The following is an 18,703-nucleotide window of genomic DNA, read 5'->3' on the forward strand; positions in this document are numbered from 1 at the left end:
TTTTTTTGATCAGTAAATTTTCATTCACAAGTATCCTATGACGCTCTGACTAATTCAAATGTTTCTGATCCAAAGAGTCAATGGCATGCATAAGACCTTCCAACCCAGCAATGATTTTCTCTTTTGGTGCACCTAGATTAAACCGCAGGTAAGTCTTACCTTCTGGTCCATAAACCTCACCATTCATGATCGCGATTCTTTCTTGTTTTACCAGAACACTTTGCAATTCATCCATACTATAAGGTAAATCTTTTATGTTGATCCAGCCTAAGTAGGTTGCTTCTGGAATAGTGAAATGAATTCGCGGATCAGCAGACAGTATCTTCTTTGCTTCGAAAAAGTTCTCGTCGATTGTTTGATTGAGTTCAACGGCCCATTTCTTTTGATTCCGATAACAGTCCATTGTCGCTAGTAGTGCAGGATATGGAATCGACGATAGACCATCTCTTGCTTTCAATATCGTCAAAAATCTTTCTCGTAATTTTTCATCCAAAAAGATAGCATAAGAGCCACCCAGTCCTGGCGTGTTGAACGTCTTTGATGCGGAGGATAGCAAAACTGCAGGCACCTCTATCGAATCAATAAATTCTAAGATAGGTCGATGTTTTTCTCCTGGGCGCCGGACATCCATATGGATCTCATCACTCAAGATAGCGACGTTATGCATTTGGCATAGCGAAACCAAGTTGGATAGTTCTTGATCAGTGAACACTCGGCCAGTTGGATTGTGCGGATTGCATAGCAGGAAAATTGCTGGTTTTTCGATAGCAAATACGTTGGCTAAAGCATCAAAATCAACCGTAAACCGTTCCCCATCATTGGTTAAGGAAAATGGGATCAACTCCCGTTCGTTACCGGCGATACAATGATAAAAAGCATCATAGCATGGAGTAAAGGTTACTACTTTGTCTCCTTTTCGACTTAATAGTTGGACGCAAAGAGATAAGCTATAAATGACACTTGGCGAGTAGACACACCAGTTTGGATCAATCGTACAATCAAATTCCTGCAAAAACCAATGGCTGATGCTCTGCTTATAATCAAGATGGTTCCAACGTGTATAACCGAAAAAACCTCTAGTCACAGCTTTAGCCAATACTTCTTTGGTTCCATCAGGGATCATAAAATCCATATCTGAGATTGAGAAGGGCAATAGCCCTTTTTCTCCGAAACGATCTTGGACATAATCCCACTGGGTCGAATACGTGCCGTAGCGAGAGCGCTGTTCTTTAAAGTTACTCAAGATCGATCCCTCCTTCATCCAAGGAACGAATAACCGCAGAAATCAACTCGATCGTCGCTTCAACGTCATTGATGTCCACGATGGAATGCCACGAATGGCAATAGCGAACCGGCACGCAAAAGACTAGGGTTGGTTTACCGGCCTCTAACTGAACCGAACCAGCATCCGTTCCACCTCCGGCTAACAAATCATATTGCCAAGGAATTTGATTGCTTTCAGCAACTTCCTTGCAGTAATCCAACAGCTTTATATTTCCTAATGCGGTTTTATCGGCCAGAACAAGACCTGGACCTTTGCCTTGAATACGATTAGGATAGTCCGCAGCTTTTGGCGTATCTTTCCCATTGGCTACATCAATAACGATATTGATATCGGCATCTACTTGCTGCGCGGCAACTTTCGATCCTCGTGTCCCAGCCTCTTCTTGAACAGTCCCCACACCAATGATTTCGACATGTTGCGTTTTAATCTGATTTTTGATCTGGGCCATGATCGTACAGGCAACACGATTGTCCAATGCTTTACCAATAATCTTCTGCTGATTAAAACTTTTCTTGGCTTGAGTATTTGGCAAAATCATATCACCAATCTGCAAACCAGCAGCTTCCAATTCAAGTTTTGATTTGACCCCAAAATCTATATACATCTCACTGATTGGTACTACTTCCGACATTGCATGCGTTGATTTTGGTAGTGTTCCCACCACACCTTCTATGATAGAGCCGTTTTTACGACAAGTTGCTCGCACTTGCTGCCCCAAAATGACATGCCCCCACCATCCACCAATCGGATAGAAGTAGACAAAGCCTTCCTCTGTGATACGGTGGACAAAAAAACCGACTTCATCCATATGGGCATAGAGTGCGATTTTTTTCTTTTTTGTTGTCAAATCTCCAAAATAGAGGTTTCCAAATGAATCTTTGATGCCATTCGAATCAATGATCGTCATCAGCACCTCTTGCACTTGAGACTCTTGACCAGGCAGTGCATCTAAATTAGAAAGACGCATTAATAATTTATCGGTTGCAATCAATGGTTATCCACTCCTTACTGAATTTCGTCAAAAGTTCAGCATTCCCCAGATCATTTACTAATATATCGTCCTCGATGCGAATACCGAATTTTTCTTTCGGGAAATAGACTCCTGGCTCAATTGTGAACGTCATATTGGCTTGAATTGGCAACTCATTTTTGGGTGCTAGGGCCGGATATTCATGACAAGAAAGACCAATGCCATGTCCCAAATTATGACTAAAATGATCCTCAAGTCCCTCTTTCCTCAGTGCTTGTCTTGCAACTTGATCAATCTCTCCTAACGTTTTATTGAAAGAAACCTTTTGAACAGCTGATTTTTGAGCTGCCAATAGGATCTCATAAGTTTCTCGAATCTCGGGTTTTACTTCGCCAAAGCCTATCGTCCGTGTGATATCCGAATAATACCCGTCGTAGATCGTTCCAAAGTCAATCATGATCAGCTCATTCGCTTCAAGTTTTTTCTGACTAGCATGGGCATGAGGCAACGCGGTACGCTCTCCAGAAGCGACGATTGTTTCAAAAGCCGGGCCTTCGCTACCTAATTTCTTGCTACGATAATCGAGTTCATTCGCTAAGTCTAGTTCTGTCATCCCTACTCGAATCATTGGCATGATCCGTTCTAATGTTTGATCGGCAATCTGCGCCGCCTGTCTGAGGGCACAAATTTCTTTAGATGATTTGATCATTCTTAAACTTTCCACCATGTTTTTGGTGGCGATTAGCTGACCATTGGCCTCCTTCATTAAAAAGTGAAGCTCAGTAAAAGTCTGATAGGAAATGGTTTCCGCCTCAAAACCTACCTTCATTCCTGCAATAAATGGTCGCATTACTTCGATCAAATGACTTCCAATCGGGATCTCACAAATTTCCACACCAGTTGTTTGTTGAGACGCTTGTTCTGTATAACGACCGTCCACAAACAAAGTTAATTTATTTTCAGTAACTAGTAGTAAGCCGTTTGACCCCGTAAATCCGCAAAGATAGCGACGATTCGTTTTATCTGTGACTACAAGTCCAGATAATTTTTTTTCCGCTAGTTTTGCTCTTAATGCATCGATCCTCATCTATTTTCCCCTCATTCCTTTTCTAACCTGAATCATCTTTAATAGTTGATTCTCGTCTCAAGGGTAAACAATATACTCAGAATAGTAAAAACGGGGCACAAGTTCACAAGATAAGTGATGACCGATAGAATGGTTTCTTTTGCAAGAGGACTAGTACCCCAATTTACCAGACAAGATTCCCCACACTATTGTTTATCCGCTACTTGTTCTAACTTATGCCCCAGCCCCTTTGGCTAGAAATCAATATCTGTTAAGTATTGTTCATCTTCATCTGAGATGACTGAGTTGCCTTTTTCTGCTTCTAATAATGCTTCCCGCTCGAATTCTTGTTTCTCCAATACTTTGAAGAATGGCAAATATAAGCCAAAAGATAAAGCGACTTGAATCACTTGAATGATGACTGCTCGCCAATCGAATCCTGTGAGAAACCCTTCCATAAATATTGGCACATAAGGCGGATCAAAAATCGGGTAGTTCAGTAAACCTAGTTTCATACAAATCATTGGGAACATTCCTACTAATGCCCCACCAAAGATAAATGGAATCATCAAAACTGGATTCAAGATGATCGGCACACCGAACAACACAGGTTCATTGATACCAAACATGGAAGGGAGTAAAGCAACTGCCCCCACTTTTTTGTATCGTTGTGACTTACTGATGATCATTGCTAAAACTAAGCCAATCGTCACACCAGAACCGGTAAAGTTGGCAAAGGCCGATAAGGTACCATTCGTAATGACATGGCGTAATGGTTCTCCCGCTTCGTGCGCTGCAATGTTCTCGGACAAATATTGCACTGCGATTGGTGAAAGAATCGGGGAAAGAACCGCTGAATGGATACCAAAAAACCAGAAAACCAACCGTAAAACTAATACTAGATAAATCACCCATAGCGAATCTAGACTGCCAATAGCCGGTGCTAAAATATCCATGATGACTTGCGGTAAAAGAACACCCCCAGATAAACTATCGGTAACCGCACGGATCACAATAAACAGAACCCCGATAGCCGCAGTGGGCGTGATCAATTCGAAAGAACTGGAAACAAAATCCGGAACCCCCTCTGGCATTTTGATCACCAACTTGTGCTTCGTGAAGAATTGGTAGAGTTTGACCGAAATAATCGCTATGAAAATTGCAGTAAATAAGCCCTTAGAATCAAGATAGCTGGCGACGATATTGCCGTTGTCATCCACATCCATTGCTACAATCAAAAAGGCAATTGCTGACAACATCATTGATCCCACTGTATAAAGTTTATAGTGTTCACTTAAGAAATACGAAATTGCTAGAACTGCATACAAACCAACTAACCCTAATGAAACTTTTGAAATAATCCCAAAAATATAACCGTAGCTTTCAAACCAATTTGCAACTCCCTGTGTAGTAATGAACTCAGGAATAGACGGAAAAATTGCTGCAACAGACCCTAATAATAGCACTGGTGTCATTACGACCATTCCTTTTTTGATCGCAGTCAAGTAAGCATTACTATCAACTTTATTAGCAACCGGCACCAATGTTTTACGAATAAATGCTTCTACTTTTTCAAAAGCACCCTGTTTTTTTGGACTTTCCATTTTTTTCACTCCTAATTATTGAGTTTTCAATGCTTCATTCTTACGATATGCAACCAACGCTTGTTTCATTACCGTAGCCCCATCCATGGACCCATAGATATCCGACGTTAATAAAACAGTTGGTTTGTTCACTTTATCTGCTTCCCCTTTAATGAAATCATATTTGTGACTCAATTGTGGCCCAACTAAGATGACATCATAGTCATTGATATAGCGTTCCAATTTGTCGACACCGATTGCCTCCATTGGATAGTCTTTTTCATCTAAGCTTTTTGATTCTTTGACAACTTTTTTCATTGACTCCATCATCATTGTCGTTGAGAAGCCTCCTGCACAAACAAGCAATATTTTCATGTTTCTTTCCTCCTACTTTTTTTTGATTACTTATTTTCTTCGCTTTTTTCCTTTAACATACCAATCATTTCTTCAATCAAATCGCGTGCCAATAAGCTTGTCATTAAATGATCCTGCGCATGAACCATTAATAGACTAGTTTCTGTTTTCTCGCCATTCAGTTCACCGGTAATCAACTTTGTCTGGACATCATGGGCATCAATACTCCTTTCTTTGGCTTCTTTCATTTTTGCTTCTGCCTGTTCAAAATCCCCTTTACGGGCGAATCTTAGCGCTTCAAAAGCTGCTCCTCGCGAATCTCCTGCTGCAGAGATGATTTTAAAAATATCAACTTCTTTTTCGTTCATTGTTTCATCCTTCTTTCATTAAACTTTGTATATAAGACTTAAAGTCTTGAAAATTCGTGATTTTGGCTAGTTGATTGTCTAACGCTTGGTCTTCCATCATTTTGATCATCAATCGACTGATTTCTTTATGCAGATTTAAATGATCTTTCTTGATATTGATCAAGAAAATAACCTTGATTTCTTTTTTACTGTACCAAATTGATTTTCTTAACAAAACGACATCGATAACTTCCCTGATCGCTGCCTGCTCCATAGGATGGGGTCCTGCGATACCATTTTGATAGATGGTATCGATCATTTTTTCTCTCTCAAGAACACTATGCTTAAATCCCTGCTCGGCCCACCCATCTTCTAAACGAGCCGCTTCGCTTTCTAGTAGTTGCAAATAATCTTCTGATTCCGTATCAATTTGAAACCACTGAGGATCAAATAAACTGAGAATAAACTGGTGTACATCAAATACTTTATTTTCCGATTCCCGCAATAGGCTTAAATCTTTTTCGATTTTATTGATTTCTGCCCGATTTAAAATCGTTTTTGTGTAGATGATAGGGATAGCAAACTGTTCCTGATCCAGAGGAACAGTGGAAATCAGTAAGTCAAAACTTTTATCAATCTGATCAACTTCGTTCAAAGCAAATGTGGTGACTTCAGCATTGCTGAAAAGCCGCTCTAAATTAACTTTCAATAAATAAGAAGCACCGCCACCAGTAGAACAAATGACAGCTATTTTTTTATAATCATCGATTAACTGATTCGCCCGCTTCTCAAGACTAGCTGCGAAATAGATAGCAACGTAGCCTATCTCATCTTTGCTGATATCTGCGTCCAAGTCCTTGTTTAATTCACTGATGAACACCATCGCAACGTTGAATACATTGGCATATTGCGTATAAATGTCATCAATGATCGGATTATCTAGTTGATGTCCGGTATACAGTCTTTGAAGTAATGGAGCGACATGCATCAACAGGGCATTACCTAATTCTTGATCTGTTCTAAACTGTGTATGGTAACGTAAATCGACAAGCTCTAGTGTTTTTTCAATTGCTTGTTTCAATTGCTGATTACTGGTTCGATCATCAAGGACCGAAAATTTTCCTCTCAGTTGCTCATGCAAATAATTTTTTTCCATAGTAGAAAAAGTAATGGGATAAGCCGTTTCCAAATAGGAGACCAAATCTTCTGTTAAAAGGTCATACTTATCGGTTGCTGTCCTTACGGTTCGTTCGTCATTCGTTAAAGTATTATTTTGTGTGATTCGAAAAACAAGCAATCGAATATGCTGTATGATATTCTCAAAAACAATATCGCTCGCTTTAAGTTGATGCTGTTGCAACTTTTCTGATAAACAGGAACGTAGCGCCTCTTCATCAAAGACGAAGTGAAAAGCTTTATATCGTTCCGTCAGGACGGGTGTATGGATAATGTTGCGAATCAAATAAAGAATTGCTTGTCTTTTCTTCTCTTCAGTCCCGATAATCTTCAAACCATAATGTGCTTTGCTGAATAAAGTTAATCCGTAGTCCTTGCAAAACAATTCGACTTGTTTGATATCTGCTTTAACTGTTGAAAGACTTACCTCTAACCATTCTGAAATCTGCTGCATCGTAATGTATTCTTCATGAAACAGCAGGAGAAGTTCGATATTCTTAATTCGTTCTTTCGGGTTCCCGTTATCAATCTTTTCTTGACGTTTTGCATGAGATAAAAACCTTAGAAACTTTGTTTTATCAGAAATTTCCAGTTGATAGCCTGCCGAACGAATCCGCTCTATTGAAAATCCTTCTGTTCGTCCGATATCTCTTAACCACTTGATATCATTAGCCAAGGTCCGCTCAGAAATCTGAAATTCAGCGGCCAATGCCTTGGGAGCAATTGCTTGCTTCTTTGCATATAAGTATTCAACAATTTTTTCTTGTCGCATAATTTCCTCCCGCCTTCACATAAACTATACAATGTAAGCCCTTTACTTAAAATGGCAACTTTTTCCGATAAATGATGCAAGAATAATCTGATTCAAAAGAATAACCACTTCCTTCTACGAGCAAACGATTCGGTTTACATAACCGGGATCGATCGATATTTTTCTGAACACTGCTGATCCTGCATCATTTCAGCTGTTAGCCTCATTCAACTACTCCATTCGCATTCTAAAAAAGATAACTAATATACAAAAACAAGCCAAAAGCCTCGTTACAAAGCTGTTGGCTTGTTCAATACAGAACCATTATTGATCGAATCGATTCTTCTATTTTTGATCAAGTATACTTCTATTTATACACCCTAATCGCAGGAGGCACAAAATCAGTGACAAATGCGTTGATTTCGGCAAGTGATTCGGCGAAAAGAATTTTGTCGAAGTCTTCTTGGGTCAAGAACCCTTCTGTTACCATTGCCTGGTATTGTTGTTTCAATGGATCAAAAAAGCCGTTGAAATTGATCAGCACACATGGGTTGGCATGTTGCCCGATCCTGCCCCAAGAGATGACTTCTGTAATTTCCTCAATGGTTCCCGGTCCTCCTGGCAATGCCACATATAAGTCAGCCAGCTCGATCATTTTTTGTTTTCTTTCATGCATATTCGAGACAACGATTAGTGACGTAAGATTCTCTTTTGCTAATTCTCGTGCCACCAAGAATTCTGGTATGATGCCTGTTACTTCACAATTTTCTTCAATAGCGGTTTCGGCAATTATCCCCATCAATCCCGCATTACCGCCTCCATAGACAAGGTTATACTGATTTTCACCTAGCCATCTGCCTAATTCTTTGGTGATTTGCTTGTATTCTTCTGAACTTCCGATACTTGCTCCACAATAGACTGCGACATTCATTCTCAAATGATCCCCTTTCGATCTGATTGCACTTCATGTTATTATAGTCGAGAAATAAGGAGGGCTCAATATGAAAATCAATGAATACAACTCATGGGTGATCGACTTTTATAAAAAACGGAACTGGTATCAATATGATCCTTTTATTCGTGTCGGATTTCTTACGGAAGAAGTAGGAGAACTATCCCGGGCCATCCGCGGCGTCGAAATTGGGCGAGATCGACCTGATGAGTCTGCAAAAGATCAAGCCTACTATCGAGAGAATTTGATGGAAGAACTTGGCGATGTCTTTGACAACGTATTGATTCTCGCAGATAAATACGATATTGCTCTCGAAGACATTATGAGTCATCATAAAGCAAAACTGGAAGAGCGATTTAAAGAGGAAGGATAGCCTAGCTAGCTGCTAACTATCACTTATATTTCTTTTCCTACGCGTTATCTTGCATTATCCTAAGTTGTGCGCCCAGTTGATCACCTGTCATTGTCAACGAGTTAGCTAGGGGAAAAATATTGTCAGATTTTCTAGTCTACTTGAAGCAAAAAAAAGGGACTGTGCCATAAGTCTCCTACAAGTAACACTAGCCGAACATTAATGATTATTGCTCCTGCGGTGCAGGGACTCCTCGTCGCAAAAGTCAGAGGAATCTATCCTAGCAACAGACTATTATTCGGTTTAACTTGTTGGATGATGACTTATGTCACAGTCCCGTATTATAAATCATTATTACAGATCAACGATTGAATTTTTTGCTGCCTAATTTCATATGAAATTGCGGATCTTTTGGTGTGGAAGGATCGACACCTCGCAAATGAGGAATTTCTCCACAGATCAATTGCAATAAGACAATGAAATTGAACGTCATAAACTCTGGATCGGTGGTTACAGGTAAGACCAGATCTGCTGCGTCTGACTCATAAGTCGTAATCAGAAAAATAGTATCCGACCATTCGGACAAAACTTCTTTCATTTTCTCAGACCTTGGCTCATCGCCGTTGTCTAAAATAAAGACCATCGAATCTTCATTGATCGCATTATAGATGCCATGAATAAACTCTTCAAATTCATATCCACTCACCGGACAACGCATCGTCTCTAACAACTTCAGGGCACTTTCTAAAACATCTCCATAAATAGCTGCCGGACCAGTCACACGGATTTCTTTTGCAGTGACTAATCGTTCCTGATTTGCAGAAATCCATTTTAATGAAGTCTCATAAACAGCTTGGAACTGTCCAGCAGCAGTTTTCACCCCTTGGATCTGTTGTTCAAATGTCTCTTCAGAAATCGTTCCTTGCTCAAGTCCCAGATAGAGAGCAAGTAATAATAGATTCAGCTTTGTACAATAAAAGCCCTTTGTTTTTGCCCCTGCTTTCTCAGGTCCACAATGGACAGTCAGAACAAAATCAGCCATTTCATCAATAAATGCTTGTTCTTCTCCTGCCATGGAAGCAGTGATACAACCTTTGCTTTTCGCTAGTTTCATAGCGTTGTAGGTGGAAAAAGAGCTACCTCCTTGAGAGATTCCGACAACTAATGTCTGTTCATTATCACTCAGAAAAGTCTCTTCAGTGATCGTGAAAGGATAGACCGCTCTTACTTCAAGTTGTAATAGTTTTTGCATTTGCGGAGCCATTTGCAACGCGGAATGATAGCTCGTTCCAGACCCTGTCAAAAAAATCCGAGTGATTTTTTCTTTTTTGATACTTGAAAAAAGACGGTCTCCTTTTTCGATAATTTCTAACAATTTACTTGGTGTCTCTTGTAAATACTCTTGAATTGATGCCATTTTTTCTCCTCCAATATTATAGAATGCCAATCAAATGAACAGCGATCCCAAAAATAATAATGCCGATCGTAATCTTAGTAATGCTCGCTTTTTTTAGCAGCTTATAAATGCCAAAGGTGAAGGCTAGCGGCAGCATCTTTGGTAATATCTGATCCAGTATATCTTGAACCACGATTTCTGCTCCGCTGATATTCCACTTTAATGGAGTCGTGATATTCAGCATCGTCGCCACCATACCTCCAACAACACATAATCCAACGATCGTTGCTACTGCCATAATTTTATCCATCAAGCCTTCTTTTTGGATACGGTCCAACGAATTGACTCCTACTTGATACCCCAGTTTCAATCCAAAGATCCGAACCAATAGATTTGGCAAATTATACAAAACTAAAAACAGCAATGGACCAAAAAGATTGCCATCTTTTGCGATCGATACACCAATACCGGCAGCAATGATCCGAACAGTTCCCCAGAAGATTGAATCACCGATCCCAGCTAAAGGCCCCATCAGTGATGCTTTGACAGCGTTGATTGATTGGACATCAAAAGCCGGATTGTTCGCATTTTCTTCTTCCATCGCTGCACTGATCCCCATAATCGTTGGTACTACCGCTGGTGTCGTGTTGAAAATTTCCAAGTGGCGTGTGATTGCTGCTGCTTGATCCTCTTTATTTCTATAGAGCTTTTTGATGACTGGCAGCATGGCATACATGTAACCGACATTTTGCATCCGTTCGTAGTTAAACGCACCTTGAAGAGCAAAGGACCGCCAGAATACACTTTTTAGCTGCTTCTTCTCAATCTTATTCAAAATCGATCTCTCCTTCCGTCAAGTTATCTGGGACACTGGGGATAGACTCTTTCTTCTGTTCAATATAGAAGTGCAAGATCACTGCGATACAAGCACCGATTAAAGCAATCGCAGTTATATTTAGTCCTCCGTAGGCAGCTGCTAAAAAGCCCAAGAAAAAGAAGGGCGCCATTTTCTTTGAAAAAAGCATGTCCAGCAACAAAGCAAATCCGATGGCAGGAAGCAGATTTCCAGCTACAGATAACCCGTCTAATATGACATTTGGAACAGCTTCGATCATTCCCGTTACCTTATCCGCACCTAATAAAATAGCTAAGAAGGTTGGTAGAAATGTACTTAAAAAGAACAAACCAACTGGAATCCACATACAAAAGGCTAATCCTTTGTAATTTGCTTCTTTCGCATAGCTATCTGCTTTGTGGGTAAAATAAGCATTGATGATCCGAACCAATACGCCTAAAGATTGCGCTAAAACTGCGATCGGCACAGCTAATGCTAAAGCTACTTCAACACCGCTATTAGACAAAATCGCAAATGCTGTTCCTAAAATCCCTCCTGTCACCACATCTGGCGGTGTAGAAGCCCCAATACCGGCGATCCCCATCCAGATCAATTCAAGTTGCGCCCCAATGATAATTCCATTCTTTACATCGCCTAAAACCAATCCCACCAATAAACCGGTAACAAGCGGACGATCAAACATCATCTGACCAAATATTCTGCCATCCAAGATACCGATTCCAGCAATTAACCCTAACATTATTGCTTGAGCAACCATCGTGTAACCCTCCTTCTTCTAAATGTCAAAGTCCGTCAACAATTTCTTTTTATCTCTAGGCAGCATCCGAAATTCTACTTGGACACCGGCATCCTTAATCGTTTTTAAGTTAGCGATATCCTTTTCGTCCACTGCCACTAGATCCGTTAATTTCTTTTTCCCCTCGCCATAACGCAAGCCCCCAACATTTAATGTGGTAATTACCCCACCTGAAGCTTCGACCAATCGGCGAGCGTCCTCGGTCGTCTTAACTAAAACTAAGACATTACTCTTTTTTGATGATGCAAATTTTTGAACGATTTCTCCGGATTCCGCTACTCCTCGAATGTATAGAACAACATTGGAAGGTTTCGCCAAATTTAAAGCCATAGATTTCATTTGATCATTTTTGGCATCGTCATTTACCACTAAAATCGTATTGATCCCTAAGGCCGTCGTCCAGCCAAAAGCTACTTGACCGTGGATCAACCGATCATCAATCCTCACTAAAGATATCGTCATTGTTTTGTCCTCCTTGCTGTTTGATTAGTTGATTAATGTGTAAAATTCCTTTCTTCCCTTCTTCTATTCCCCTAAGTACCCAATCCTCAACAGATAGCTCAGCTGTTTCCTCTGAGAGTATGAGAGAAAGTAACATAGGTAAATTGACACCGGTGATTAACTGGAATTCATATCCGTTTAATAAATGATTGGTAAATAGATTTGCCACACTTCCCCCAAAGACATCTGTTAGGACGATCAACGTCTGATCTTGATTCTGCTCTAAGTAAGCAGTCATCTCTGCTTCCGCATCATCACTCGATTTTTCTTTGGTCATTGAAAAACAATCGATCTCGATATCTTCACCAGCAATCAATTTCAAACTATCAATAATCCCTTTAGAAAATGTGCCGTGGGTTGCTACTAAATATTTCATCTCTTTTCCTCCTCACTACACTTTTTTATAATGCAAAAAGCGTGCCAATTAGTGACACGCTTCGAAAAGTCCTCATCTATCAGTCAAGAAAAAGAATATTATGGATATAGCAAATTTCTGGCAATGGAATCTGCACACTATAGATTGTTTCCAGCACACTGACCGCATCTTTGATCACTCTGATTTCACGTTGATGAGTAAATACAAATTGTTCAAGATCTGCAAATTCGGTAATTTCTACTTGCCGTATCAAACGCTCTACCATGCAGGAGATATGAACATAAAGACCGATTTTTCGTGGATTCGTCAACTTCAGTGCTAATCGTTCTTCCAGTGTGACAATCAATTCTTCTATGATCGACATGATTTTTTGAGTATCTAAAATAGTTAACGAATCGAGGACTCGAATGAGGGAAAAATTTTTTACCATCCGATCATTCACAATCTTCATGCCATTTTCATCCAAATCAACTCCAAAGATCTCTGACATTTTTTGCGCGTTTCCACCAGAGATAATGGTTTCTAAATAAACAAACTCGGCCTCTGGAATCAGAGGATCGTCGGTTCCAATAATGCCTAATAAATTATAGTGTTGAGAAATACTAGCGGGTACCCCGTTGGTAACCAATTCACTATATTCCATAGGGAAAAACGCTACCTCAAGCAATCCTTCCAAACATTCCGACAACATTTTTTGGATCTGAATCGCTGTACCTATCCCAGTAAAGCAAGTGGTGATTATCGCTTTTTTTTGAGCCTTTTCCGGTTCGAACAGTTGAATGTTCGGTGTGATCGATTCCTTCATCCGCTCCGCAATCTCGGTTAAAGGAGTGCCTTGAAGCATCATATTGCCAATCTCTAATGCCATCAAAGTCCCTAGCTGATCCATACACAAAATTGGAACTGCTACGGTCTTTTTCAATAAATCATAGATCATATTCAACGACCCCATATCAATTAGGATTACCAGTCCTTTGACTGTTCCGTTTTCTCGTACATACTCTTCTACCTTTGTAGAGATGTCGTGAATGGAGGCCTCGATTGGCATATCAAAGCTGGTAAATATTGACTCTCCTAGCATGCGATTACAGACATTGGCGATACTGCTAGCGGTTGCGAAACCATGAGCAATGATCAATCCATCAATGTCTTTGCTCTTTCTTGTATAACGTAGTGTCGAAAAGAATAATGAGAAAAGATTAATGTCTAATGAATCGAACTGAATATCTAAACGTCGCTCAATTTCAGGAAAAATTTTCTTTAGCGTTTGCCGTTCTTTCCCATAATGCTGCTCAATGTAGGCTTCCAGCAAAAATTCAGAAGGCTGAGAAACGAAAGACGTTCTCAAAATATACTTGTAAATGTAGTGAGACACAAATAGAACGAAGCTTCCATCATAATGAAAGAACGCCTGATATTCGATTTCCCGAAATAATTCTTGCATCGTTTGATGCACAAACTCTTCCAAAGCAACTGGTTTTTGCTTTGAATCCGTAAAGACTAACCGATCCATAAAGCCAACCACTTGTTGATCGATCAACGTACGCATCTCCGCATCCTCATCATTTTTTCTCAACGAATAAATTTGATTTAATCGATGAATAAACGCATAAAGGTCTTGCCGGCCATCATTTTCGGAAAGAGATTGTTTTTCCCCGTCGAAAACGTAATTAGTTGACTCAGAAAACTGGCTAACGATTTTATTTCGAGGAAGCGTATACATTTGTGCAGGCAGATCCTTGATGGAAACATGGACTTCATCTGAAGTAACATTTTGAGAAATCGCACTGCCGCAAACATACTTAATGGCATTTTCAATTTCACCAATATTTCCTGAATAAATGGTATGAAGAAAAATATTCATTACCTGCGAGCTGACCACTATTTTCTTTTCAAGCTGTTTGCTTTCAACTTGAAAGAGCTTCTCGATAATTTCTTTTTTTTCTAAAATACTGCGTTCGCTCAGATTAGGTAAATAGATAGTAATAGGAATTCGACGCAAAAACGTCTGTAAAAAAGCGGTGGTTTTCTCAGTTGTCGCGAAGGCTAATCGGACAGTTGCTTTTCGCTCGGTTGATTCACCGATCCGAGAAAAGGTCCCTTTATCCATGAAAGTAAAAAGTTTCTCCTGTCCTTCCGCATTCAACCGATGGACTTCATCTAGAAATAGTAGACCACCGTTCGCATCTTCTAATAACCCGCGCTTCTTTTCGTAGGCACCAGTGAAGGCTCCTTTGGAGTAACCAAACAATAATCCCGACAAGAGCTCTGGATTATTATAATATTGTGCACAATTTAATACTTTAAATGGGGCTGTTTCTGATAGAACTTCTGCTTTGACCATATATTCATACATGATTTGCACGAAATAACTTTTTCCGATGCCTGTATCCCCCATCACCATAACAGGAAGACCATTATTTGGATAAAACACAGCTGTCTTCAATTGTTCAATGGGTTCAGCCAAACTTTTATCGTAACCGATCACTTTTTCAAATACACGATTAATAGGTACTTTCTCGATTTTGTCGCTTAACTCTTTTACTGAATTCAGGACTTCAGATACTTCGATAGCGAACTTTTCTTGATAACCCCCTCGATTGCCAAACAAGACGGGCCGTGTATTGATTTTAAAAAAAATGCCTTGATCAACAAAACGATTGGCCAATCGACTCGCTTGTGTTCGACTAAAGGAGAGTTGAGCTTCAATATCGGCTGTTGTAAACAGTCCCGATTCAACCGCTTCTTTAGTAGCACGATTCGCTAATTCTCGGCTCCATGTAGTCACTTCTACTTCAACATTCATTTCTACACCTCTTTCTTTGCCCTCGATATAACAAATGTTAAAAAAGAGTATACCACGGAAAAATTTCTTTTAAAGACGAAATTAAATCTCACAGGGAATCGCTTTCATTTATTTGTTATTTCATGGCCTGTCCAATGCCTCATACTTTCTGTTTTTATTATTAAACAACTTTGTCACAAAAAAACATCGAAGCTGCTCAAAACGCGCTTCGATGTTCTTTAGTAATTTTATTTTTACAATGAACCAAGTTTCCATATAAAAAGCTCATTATCAACAAACGAATAGGATTGTGTTGTTATTCGAAAACTTCTTAATGATGTTTGTAGCTGGCATAGTAAAAGCCGGATACAAATAGCGCACCTCCGATGATATTCCCAATATAGACAGGAATAAAATTCGCAAAGAATTCCAACCATGTGCCGTGGCCTTCAAAGATCGCTGCCGGAATGACAAAACAATTTGCCACACTATGCTGAAACCCGATGGCAACAAAAATCATGACTGGAAACCATATCGTCAATACTTTCCCAGCCGCATCTTTCGCACCATAAGACAACCATAATGCTAAACCGACAAACCAGTTACAGCCGATACCAGAACCAATTGCCTGTAACCAAGACGCAGCTATTTTGTGATCAGCAAGGTGAATGATTTGGTCTAAATAAACTCCTGAACTTGTCAATCCAACAAAGTGACCAAAAAAATACGCCACAAAAATCGCACCGACCATATTAGCTAAGGTAATGATCAGCCAGTTTTTCACTAGTTGCAGAAACGTGACTTTCTTATCCATAAAAGCAATCGCTACCGCCATCATATTCCCTGTGATCAATTCACCGCCCCCAAGCAGGATGACGATCAATCCGATTGGAAAAACCGCTGCTCCAACTAGACTGGTGAGACTTGAAAGTGATTCTGGAATAGAGGCAGAGACTCTAACATAGGCTAAATAGCCAAGAGAGATCATAGCCCCTCCGATGAATCCTAAAATCAGTTTCGCAATGATCGGTTTTTGTACTTTTTTGGTGCCTAGATGAATACTAATGTCCATAATTTCTTCTGGTGTGTGCATAACTCTTTGATCCCTACTTTTCCAATAGATTTTCTGATAAAAAACAATAGTGATTTCCTTCACATTTCCATCAACGATTATAACACCATCGTTTTTGATTTTGCATTGTTATTGTAAAAAAATTCACGAAATTTTCATCAGATTCTATTAAAAAATCCCCGGTTAAATCAACGTCCGTTGTTTACCGAGGAATCCGTTTGTTTTTGATCTGGGAAAGCACTCTAGAAGCAAATCCCCTTCTTGAGTTGAATATCTTAGAATTGAATGACTAATTCAGCTCTTTTATTATTCAAAGTCCGTTCCTTTAAATGCGATGGCATCCACTTGAAACAAGATGCCTACCTCACCACGGTGCGCAAAAGAAGTCTGAATAGACTTTCTGACAGGGTATTGTCCATTAAATTTTTCTTTGATGATTTTTTCCATTATCGGAATATCAAAGATATCTTTGAAAAGAGCGTCCATTTGGACCACGTCTGCTAACGTAAGTCCCGCTAGTCTCAACCGTTCTTCCAAGTGATCGAAAGCACCGATTATTTGTTGTTCGACCGATTGTCCGATATTTCCGACACAATAGCCAACAAAGACTAAATTCCCAGCCTCAATCACTCCTGAATTTGCCCAATCTCGGTTAATGTCATAGCGCTTCATCTAACTCGCCTCCTGAAATAATCTATTTGAATTTTTGTCTGAAAAAACAGCCTCTGGTTTCTTACTAAAATACATAAAATTGTTCTGCTTTATTCCAACGAGATACTCAACACCTCTCAATGCCTCCTCTGCTTTTTCTGCACCTTTAATTATCGCCTACCACTTAGAAAATGAGGCGACATGTTTGGTGTTAAAAAAGAAAGGTTGCGTCTTGTTCCCTTATCTTCAACAGTGAATCAAAACAGCGATTCGAACACACGTGGTTCATATTGCTGCTCGTTCGATAGCTCTTTTCGCTAATCGCTTTGATCCTTTTAGAAAATAATCTCCAACCAGGCGCTGGAAAAGCATAGTTACGTCTCAGACTTTTACTCCCACCAATGATTACTTCAGCAAGGCAAACAAAAAAGCTAGTTGATCCTTCTATCAACTAGCACGAGTGGAAACAGACCGGCAGCCACTACTCCCCGAGTCAGAAACGAAAACAGTTAGGTAGCGGTCAATGTCTTTTTGCTCACTAGCCCCTCCTTTAAGCAGCCTGCTTACGAAGATATATCGAGAATTTTTCTAAAAGCTGTCGACTGAATGATCTTACTAAGAATGGTATAAGTTTGTCGATCGTTCTTTCTGAGCAAGTTTAAGATATTCGTTACTTCTGCGCGATCTTCTGCTAGAAAGGCTTTAAAAAAAGCAAAGTAGAGCTGCGTGGTCAGAGAGAAGGTAGAATCAGTAAGCGATTCCGTCAATTTTTCATCTAAGAGTGATGCCTTCTCTAACTCATTATTTGTAATCAAGAATTGAATCATATTGACATACAATGCGCCGATTAGTCGATCAATCAACTCTGGGTAAAGCGACCACCAAGTGATTGCGGCAGCAATCGCTTTTGAGAGTAATGGCTCAATTCGTTCTTCCTCATCAAAAAAGATAAAAAAAGTTGTAATGAACAATTCCAGTTCCATCATTGAAAAACTCTCAAGACGTGTGAAATATTCTCTTAAAGTCACTAAAGGCCAGTGATCGATGGTCGGTTTTAGTGACCAAGCCAAAGCATATGCTGCAGAGCTGATCAACCGATCTGAGCTTATCTCTGACGCTTTGTTGTCCCTATAGATCACTAATAACTTATCGACAGAATGCAGATTGAAGTCATAGTAAATAGCAATGACGTCTCTAATCGTGATTCGTTTAGTTGCAGGATTCTCCTTATCATAAAGGAAGAAAAATTCTGGTTCACTCATATTCATATTTTCTAAGATACGCTTGAATTTAAATGCTTCGATCGCATACTCTCCTGCTTCAAATTTCGCATAAAAGCTGCGGGAAGCTACACCTGAATAAACTTCTTTTTGAGTGTAGTGTTTCGACATTCTGATTTTTTTGATCAATGGGCCATACGCCTTCATCTGACCA

The 18,703-nt window shown here is 39.8% G+C and carries 18 protein-coding genes; 1 reads left to right on the plus strand and 17 read right to left on the minus strand.

All coding sequences use genetic code 11. The annotated features are described in order from the left end of the window. Window positions 1-49 precede the first annotated feature (49 nt). From HED61_RS15385 to HED61_RS15420, 8 genes are all read right to left on the minus strand, one after another. On the minus strand, window positions 50-1,243 hold the full coding sequence (locus HED61_RS15385; protein WP_156247758.1) for a MalY/PatB family protein: 1,194 nt from the start codon (window positions 1,241-1,243) through the stop codon (window positions 50-52). Then, on the minus strand, window positions 1,236-2,276 hold the full coding sequence (locus HED61_RS15390; protein WP_171917320.1) for a M42 family metallopeptidase: 1,041 nt from the start codon (window positions 2,274-2,276) through the stop codon (window positions 1,236-1,238). The genes HED61_RS15385 and HED61_RS15390 overlap by 8 nt, the downstream gene beginning before the upstream one ends. Further along, window positions 2,260-3,342 (minus strand): M24 family metallopeptidase, encoded by a 1,083-nt coding sequence (locus HED61_RS15395; RefSeq protein WP_171917321.1) that lies wholly within the window; start codon window positions 3,340-3,342, stop codon window positions 2,260-2,262. The genes HED61_RS15390 and HED61_RS15395 overlap by 17 nt, the downstream gene beginning before the upstream one ends. 233 nt (window positions 3,343-3,575) lie before the next feature. Beyond that, window positions 3,576-4,925 (minus strand): PTS sugar transporter subunit IIC, encoded by a 1,350-nt coding sequence (locus HED61_RS15400; protein ID WP_003125508.1) that lies wholly within the window; start codon window positions 4,923-4,925, stop codon window positions 3,576-3,578. Between the two features lie 15 nt (window positions 4,926-4,940). After that, entirely contained in the window at window positions 4,941-5,279 is a 339-nt protein-coding gene (locus tag HED61_RS15405; RefSeq protein WP_003125507.1) for a PTS sugar transporter subunit IIB, read from the minus strand. Between the two features lie 26 nt (window positions 5,280-5,305). Further along, window positions 5,306-5,626, minus strand: coding sequence for a PTS lactose/cellobiose transporter subunit IIA (locus HED61_RS15410; protein WP_003125506.1), 321 nt, complete (start codon window positions 5,624-5,626; stop codon window positions 5,306-5,308). A gap of 4 nt (window positions 5,627-5,630) precedes the next feature. Next, a complete protein-coding gene (locus tag HED61_RS15415; RefSeq protein ID WP_219645112.1) occupies window positions 5,631-7,553 on the minus strand; it encodes a BglG family transcription antiterminator in 1,923 nt (640 codons plus the stop codon). A gap of 346 nt (window positions 7,554-7,899) precedes the next feature. Then, window positions 7,900-8,463 (minus strand): LOG family protein, encoded by a 564-nt coding sequence (locus tag HED61_RS15420; protein ID WP_003125504.1) that lies wholly within the window; start codon window positions 8,461-8,463, stop codon window positions 7,900-7,902. A gap of 70 nt (window positions 8,464-8,533) precedes the next feature. On the opposite strand from HED61_RS15420, the gene HED61_RS15425 reads away from it, so the two are divergent. Then, window positions 8,534-8,857 (plus strand): MazG nucleotide pyrophosphohydrolase domain-containing protein, encoded by a 324-nt coding sequence (locus HED61_RS15425; RefSeq protein ID WP_138371201.1) that lies wholly within the window; start codon window positions 8,534-8,536, stop codon window positions 8,855-8,857. Window positions 8,858-9,197: 340 nt separating this feature from the next. Here the strand turns inward: HED61_RS15425 and HED61_RS15430 are convergent, their stop codons facing one another. The 9 genes from HED61_RS15430 to HED61_RS15470 form a co-directional block, all read right to left on the minus strand. Continuing rightward, window positions 9,198-10,253: an SIS domain-containing protein gene (locus tag HED61_RS15430; RefSeq protein WP_003125502.1), complete on the minus strand. Its 1,056-nt coding sequence runs from the start codon at window positions 10,251-10,253 to the stop codon at window positions 9,198-9,200. A 16-nt stretch (window positions 10,254-10,269) separates the two neighbouring features. Beyond that, entirely contained in the window at window positions 10,270-11,067 is a 798-nt protein-coding gene (locus tag HED61_RS15435) for a PTS system mannose/fructose/sorbose family transporter subunit IID (RefSeq protein WP_103300160.1), read from the minus strand. After that, window positions 11,060-11,845 (minus strand): PTS mannose/fructose/sorbose/N-acetylgalactosamine transporter subunit IIC, encoded by a 786-nt coding sequence (locus HED61_RS15440; RefSeq protein ID WP_003125499.1) that lies wholly within the window; start codon window positions 11,843-11,845, stop codon window positions 11,060-11,062. Before HED61_RS15440 ends, HED61_RS15435 begins: the two co-directional genes overlap by 8 nt. 18 nt (window positions 11,846-11,863) lie before the next feature. Then, entirely contained in the window at window positions 11,864-12,346 is a 483-nt protein-coding gene (locus HED61_RS15445; RefSeq protein WP_060813842.1) for a PTS sugar transporter subunit IIB, read from the minus strand. Further along, window positions 12,321-12,761, minus strand: coding sequence for a PTS sugar transporter subunit IIA (locus HED61_RS15450; RefSeq protein WP_003125495.1), 441 nt, complete (start codon window positions 12,759-12,761; stop codon window positions 12,321-12,323). Before HED61_RS15450 ends, HED61_RS15445 begins: the two co-directional genes overlap by 26 nt. A 79-nt stretch (window positions 12,762-12,840) precedes the next feature. Beyond that, complete coding sequence (locus HED61_RS15455; RefSeq protein ID WP_176332910.1) at window positions 12,841-15,567, minus strand: sigma 54-interacting transcriptional regulator; 2,727 nt, start codon at window positions 15,565-15,567, stop codon at window positions 12,841-12,843. 310 nt (window positions 15,568-15,877) lie between these two features. Next, complete coding sequence (locus HED61_RS15460; RefSeq protein WP_005470423.1) at window positions 15,878-16,639, minus strand: formate/nitrite transporter family protein; 762 nt, start codon at window positions 16,637-16,639, stop codon at window positions 15,878-15,880. Window positions 16,640-16,924: 285 nt separating this feature from the next. Further along, the gene (locus tag HED61_RS15465) at window positions 16,925-17,290 is read right to left on the minus strand and encodes a RidA family protein (RefSeq protein ID WP_219645111.1); all 366 of its coding nucleotides are present in this window, start codon (window positions 17,288-17,290) and stop codon (window positions 16,925-16,927) included. A 542-nt stretch (window positions 17,291-17,832) separates the two neighbouring features. Next, window positions 17,833-18,696 (minus strand): helix-turn-helix domain-containing protein, encoded by an 864-nt coding sequence (locus HED61_RS15470; RefSeq protein ID WP_034703999.1) that lies wholly within the window; start codon window positions 18,694-18,696, stop codon window positions 17,833-17,835. Between the last annotated feature and the right edge of the window lie 7 nt (window positions 18,697-18,703).

The organism is Enterococcus gallinarum (assembly GCF_021496385.1).
GTDB lineage: Bacteria > Bacillota > Bacilli > Lactobacillales > Enterococcaceae > Enterococcus_D > Enterococcus_D gallinarum.

Coding starts and splice junctions, on each gene's coding strand:
- HED61_RS15395 (WP_171917321.1), bottom strand. CDS start 3,342: ATGAGGATCGATGCATTAAGAGCAAAACTAGCGGAAAAAAAATTATCT.
- HED61_RS15400 (WP_003125508.1), bottom strand. CDS start 4,925: ATGGAAAGTCCAAAAAAACAGGGTGCTTTTGAAAAAGTAGAAGCATTT.
- HED61_RS15405 (WP_003125507.1), bottom strand. CDS start 5,279: ATGAAAATATTGCTTGTTTGTGCAGGAGGCTTCTCAACGACAATGATG.
- HED61_RS15410 (WP_003125506.1), bottom strand. CDS start 5,626: ATGAACGAAAAAGAAGTTGATATTTTTAAAATCATCTCTGCAGCAGGA.
- HED61_RS15415 (WP_219645112.1), bottom strand. CDS start 7,553: ATGCGACAAGAAAAAATTGTTGAATACTTATATGCAAAGAAGCAAGCA.
- HED61_RS15420 (WP_003125504.1), bottom strand. CDS start 8,463: ATGAATGTCGCAGTCTATTGTGGAGCAAGTATCGGAAGTTCAGAAGAA.
- HED61_RS15425 (WP_138371201.1), top strand. CDS start 8,534: ATGAAAATCAATGAATACAACTCATGGGTGATCGACTTTTATAAAAAA.
- HED61_RS15430 (WP_003125502.1), bottom strand. CDS start 10,253: ATGGCATCAATTCAAGAGTATTTACAAGAGACACCAAGTAAATTGTTA.
- HED61_RS15440 (WP_003125499.1), bottom strand. CDS start 11,845: ATGGTTGCTCAAGCAATAATGTTAGGGTTAATTGCTGGAATCGGTATC.
- HED61_RS15445 (WP_060813842.1), bottom strand. CDS start 12,346: ATGACGATATCTTTAGTGAGGATTGATGATCGGTTGATCCACGGTCAA.
- HED61_RS15450 (WP_003125495.1), bottom strand. CDS start 12,761: ATGAAATATTTAGTAGCAACCCACGGCACATTTTCTAAAGGGATTATT.
- HED61_RS15455 (WP_176332910.1), bottom strand. CDS start 15,567: ATGAATGTTGAAGTAGAAGTGACTACATGGAGCCGAGAATTAGCGAAT.
- HED61_RS15460 (WP_005470423.1), bottom strand. CDS start 16,639: ATGCACACACCAGAAGAAATTATGGACATTAGTATTCATCTAGGCACC.
- HED61_RS15465 (WP_219645111.1), bottom strand. CDS start 17,290: ATGAAGCGCTATGACATTAACCGAGATTGGGCAAATTCAGGAGTGATT.
- HED61_RS15470 (WP_034703999.1), bottom strand. CDS start 18,696: ATGAAGGCGTATGGCCCATTGATCAAAAAAATCAGAATGTCGAAACAC.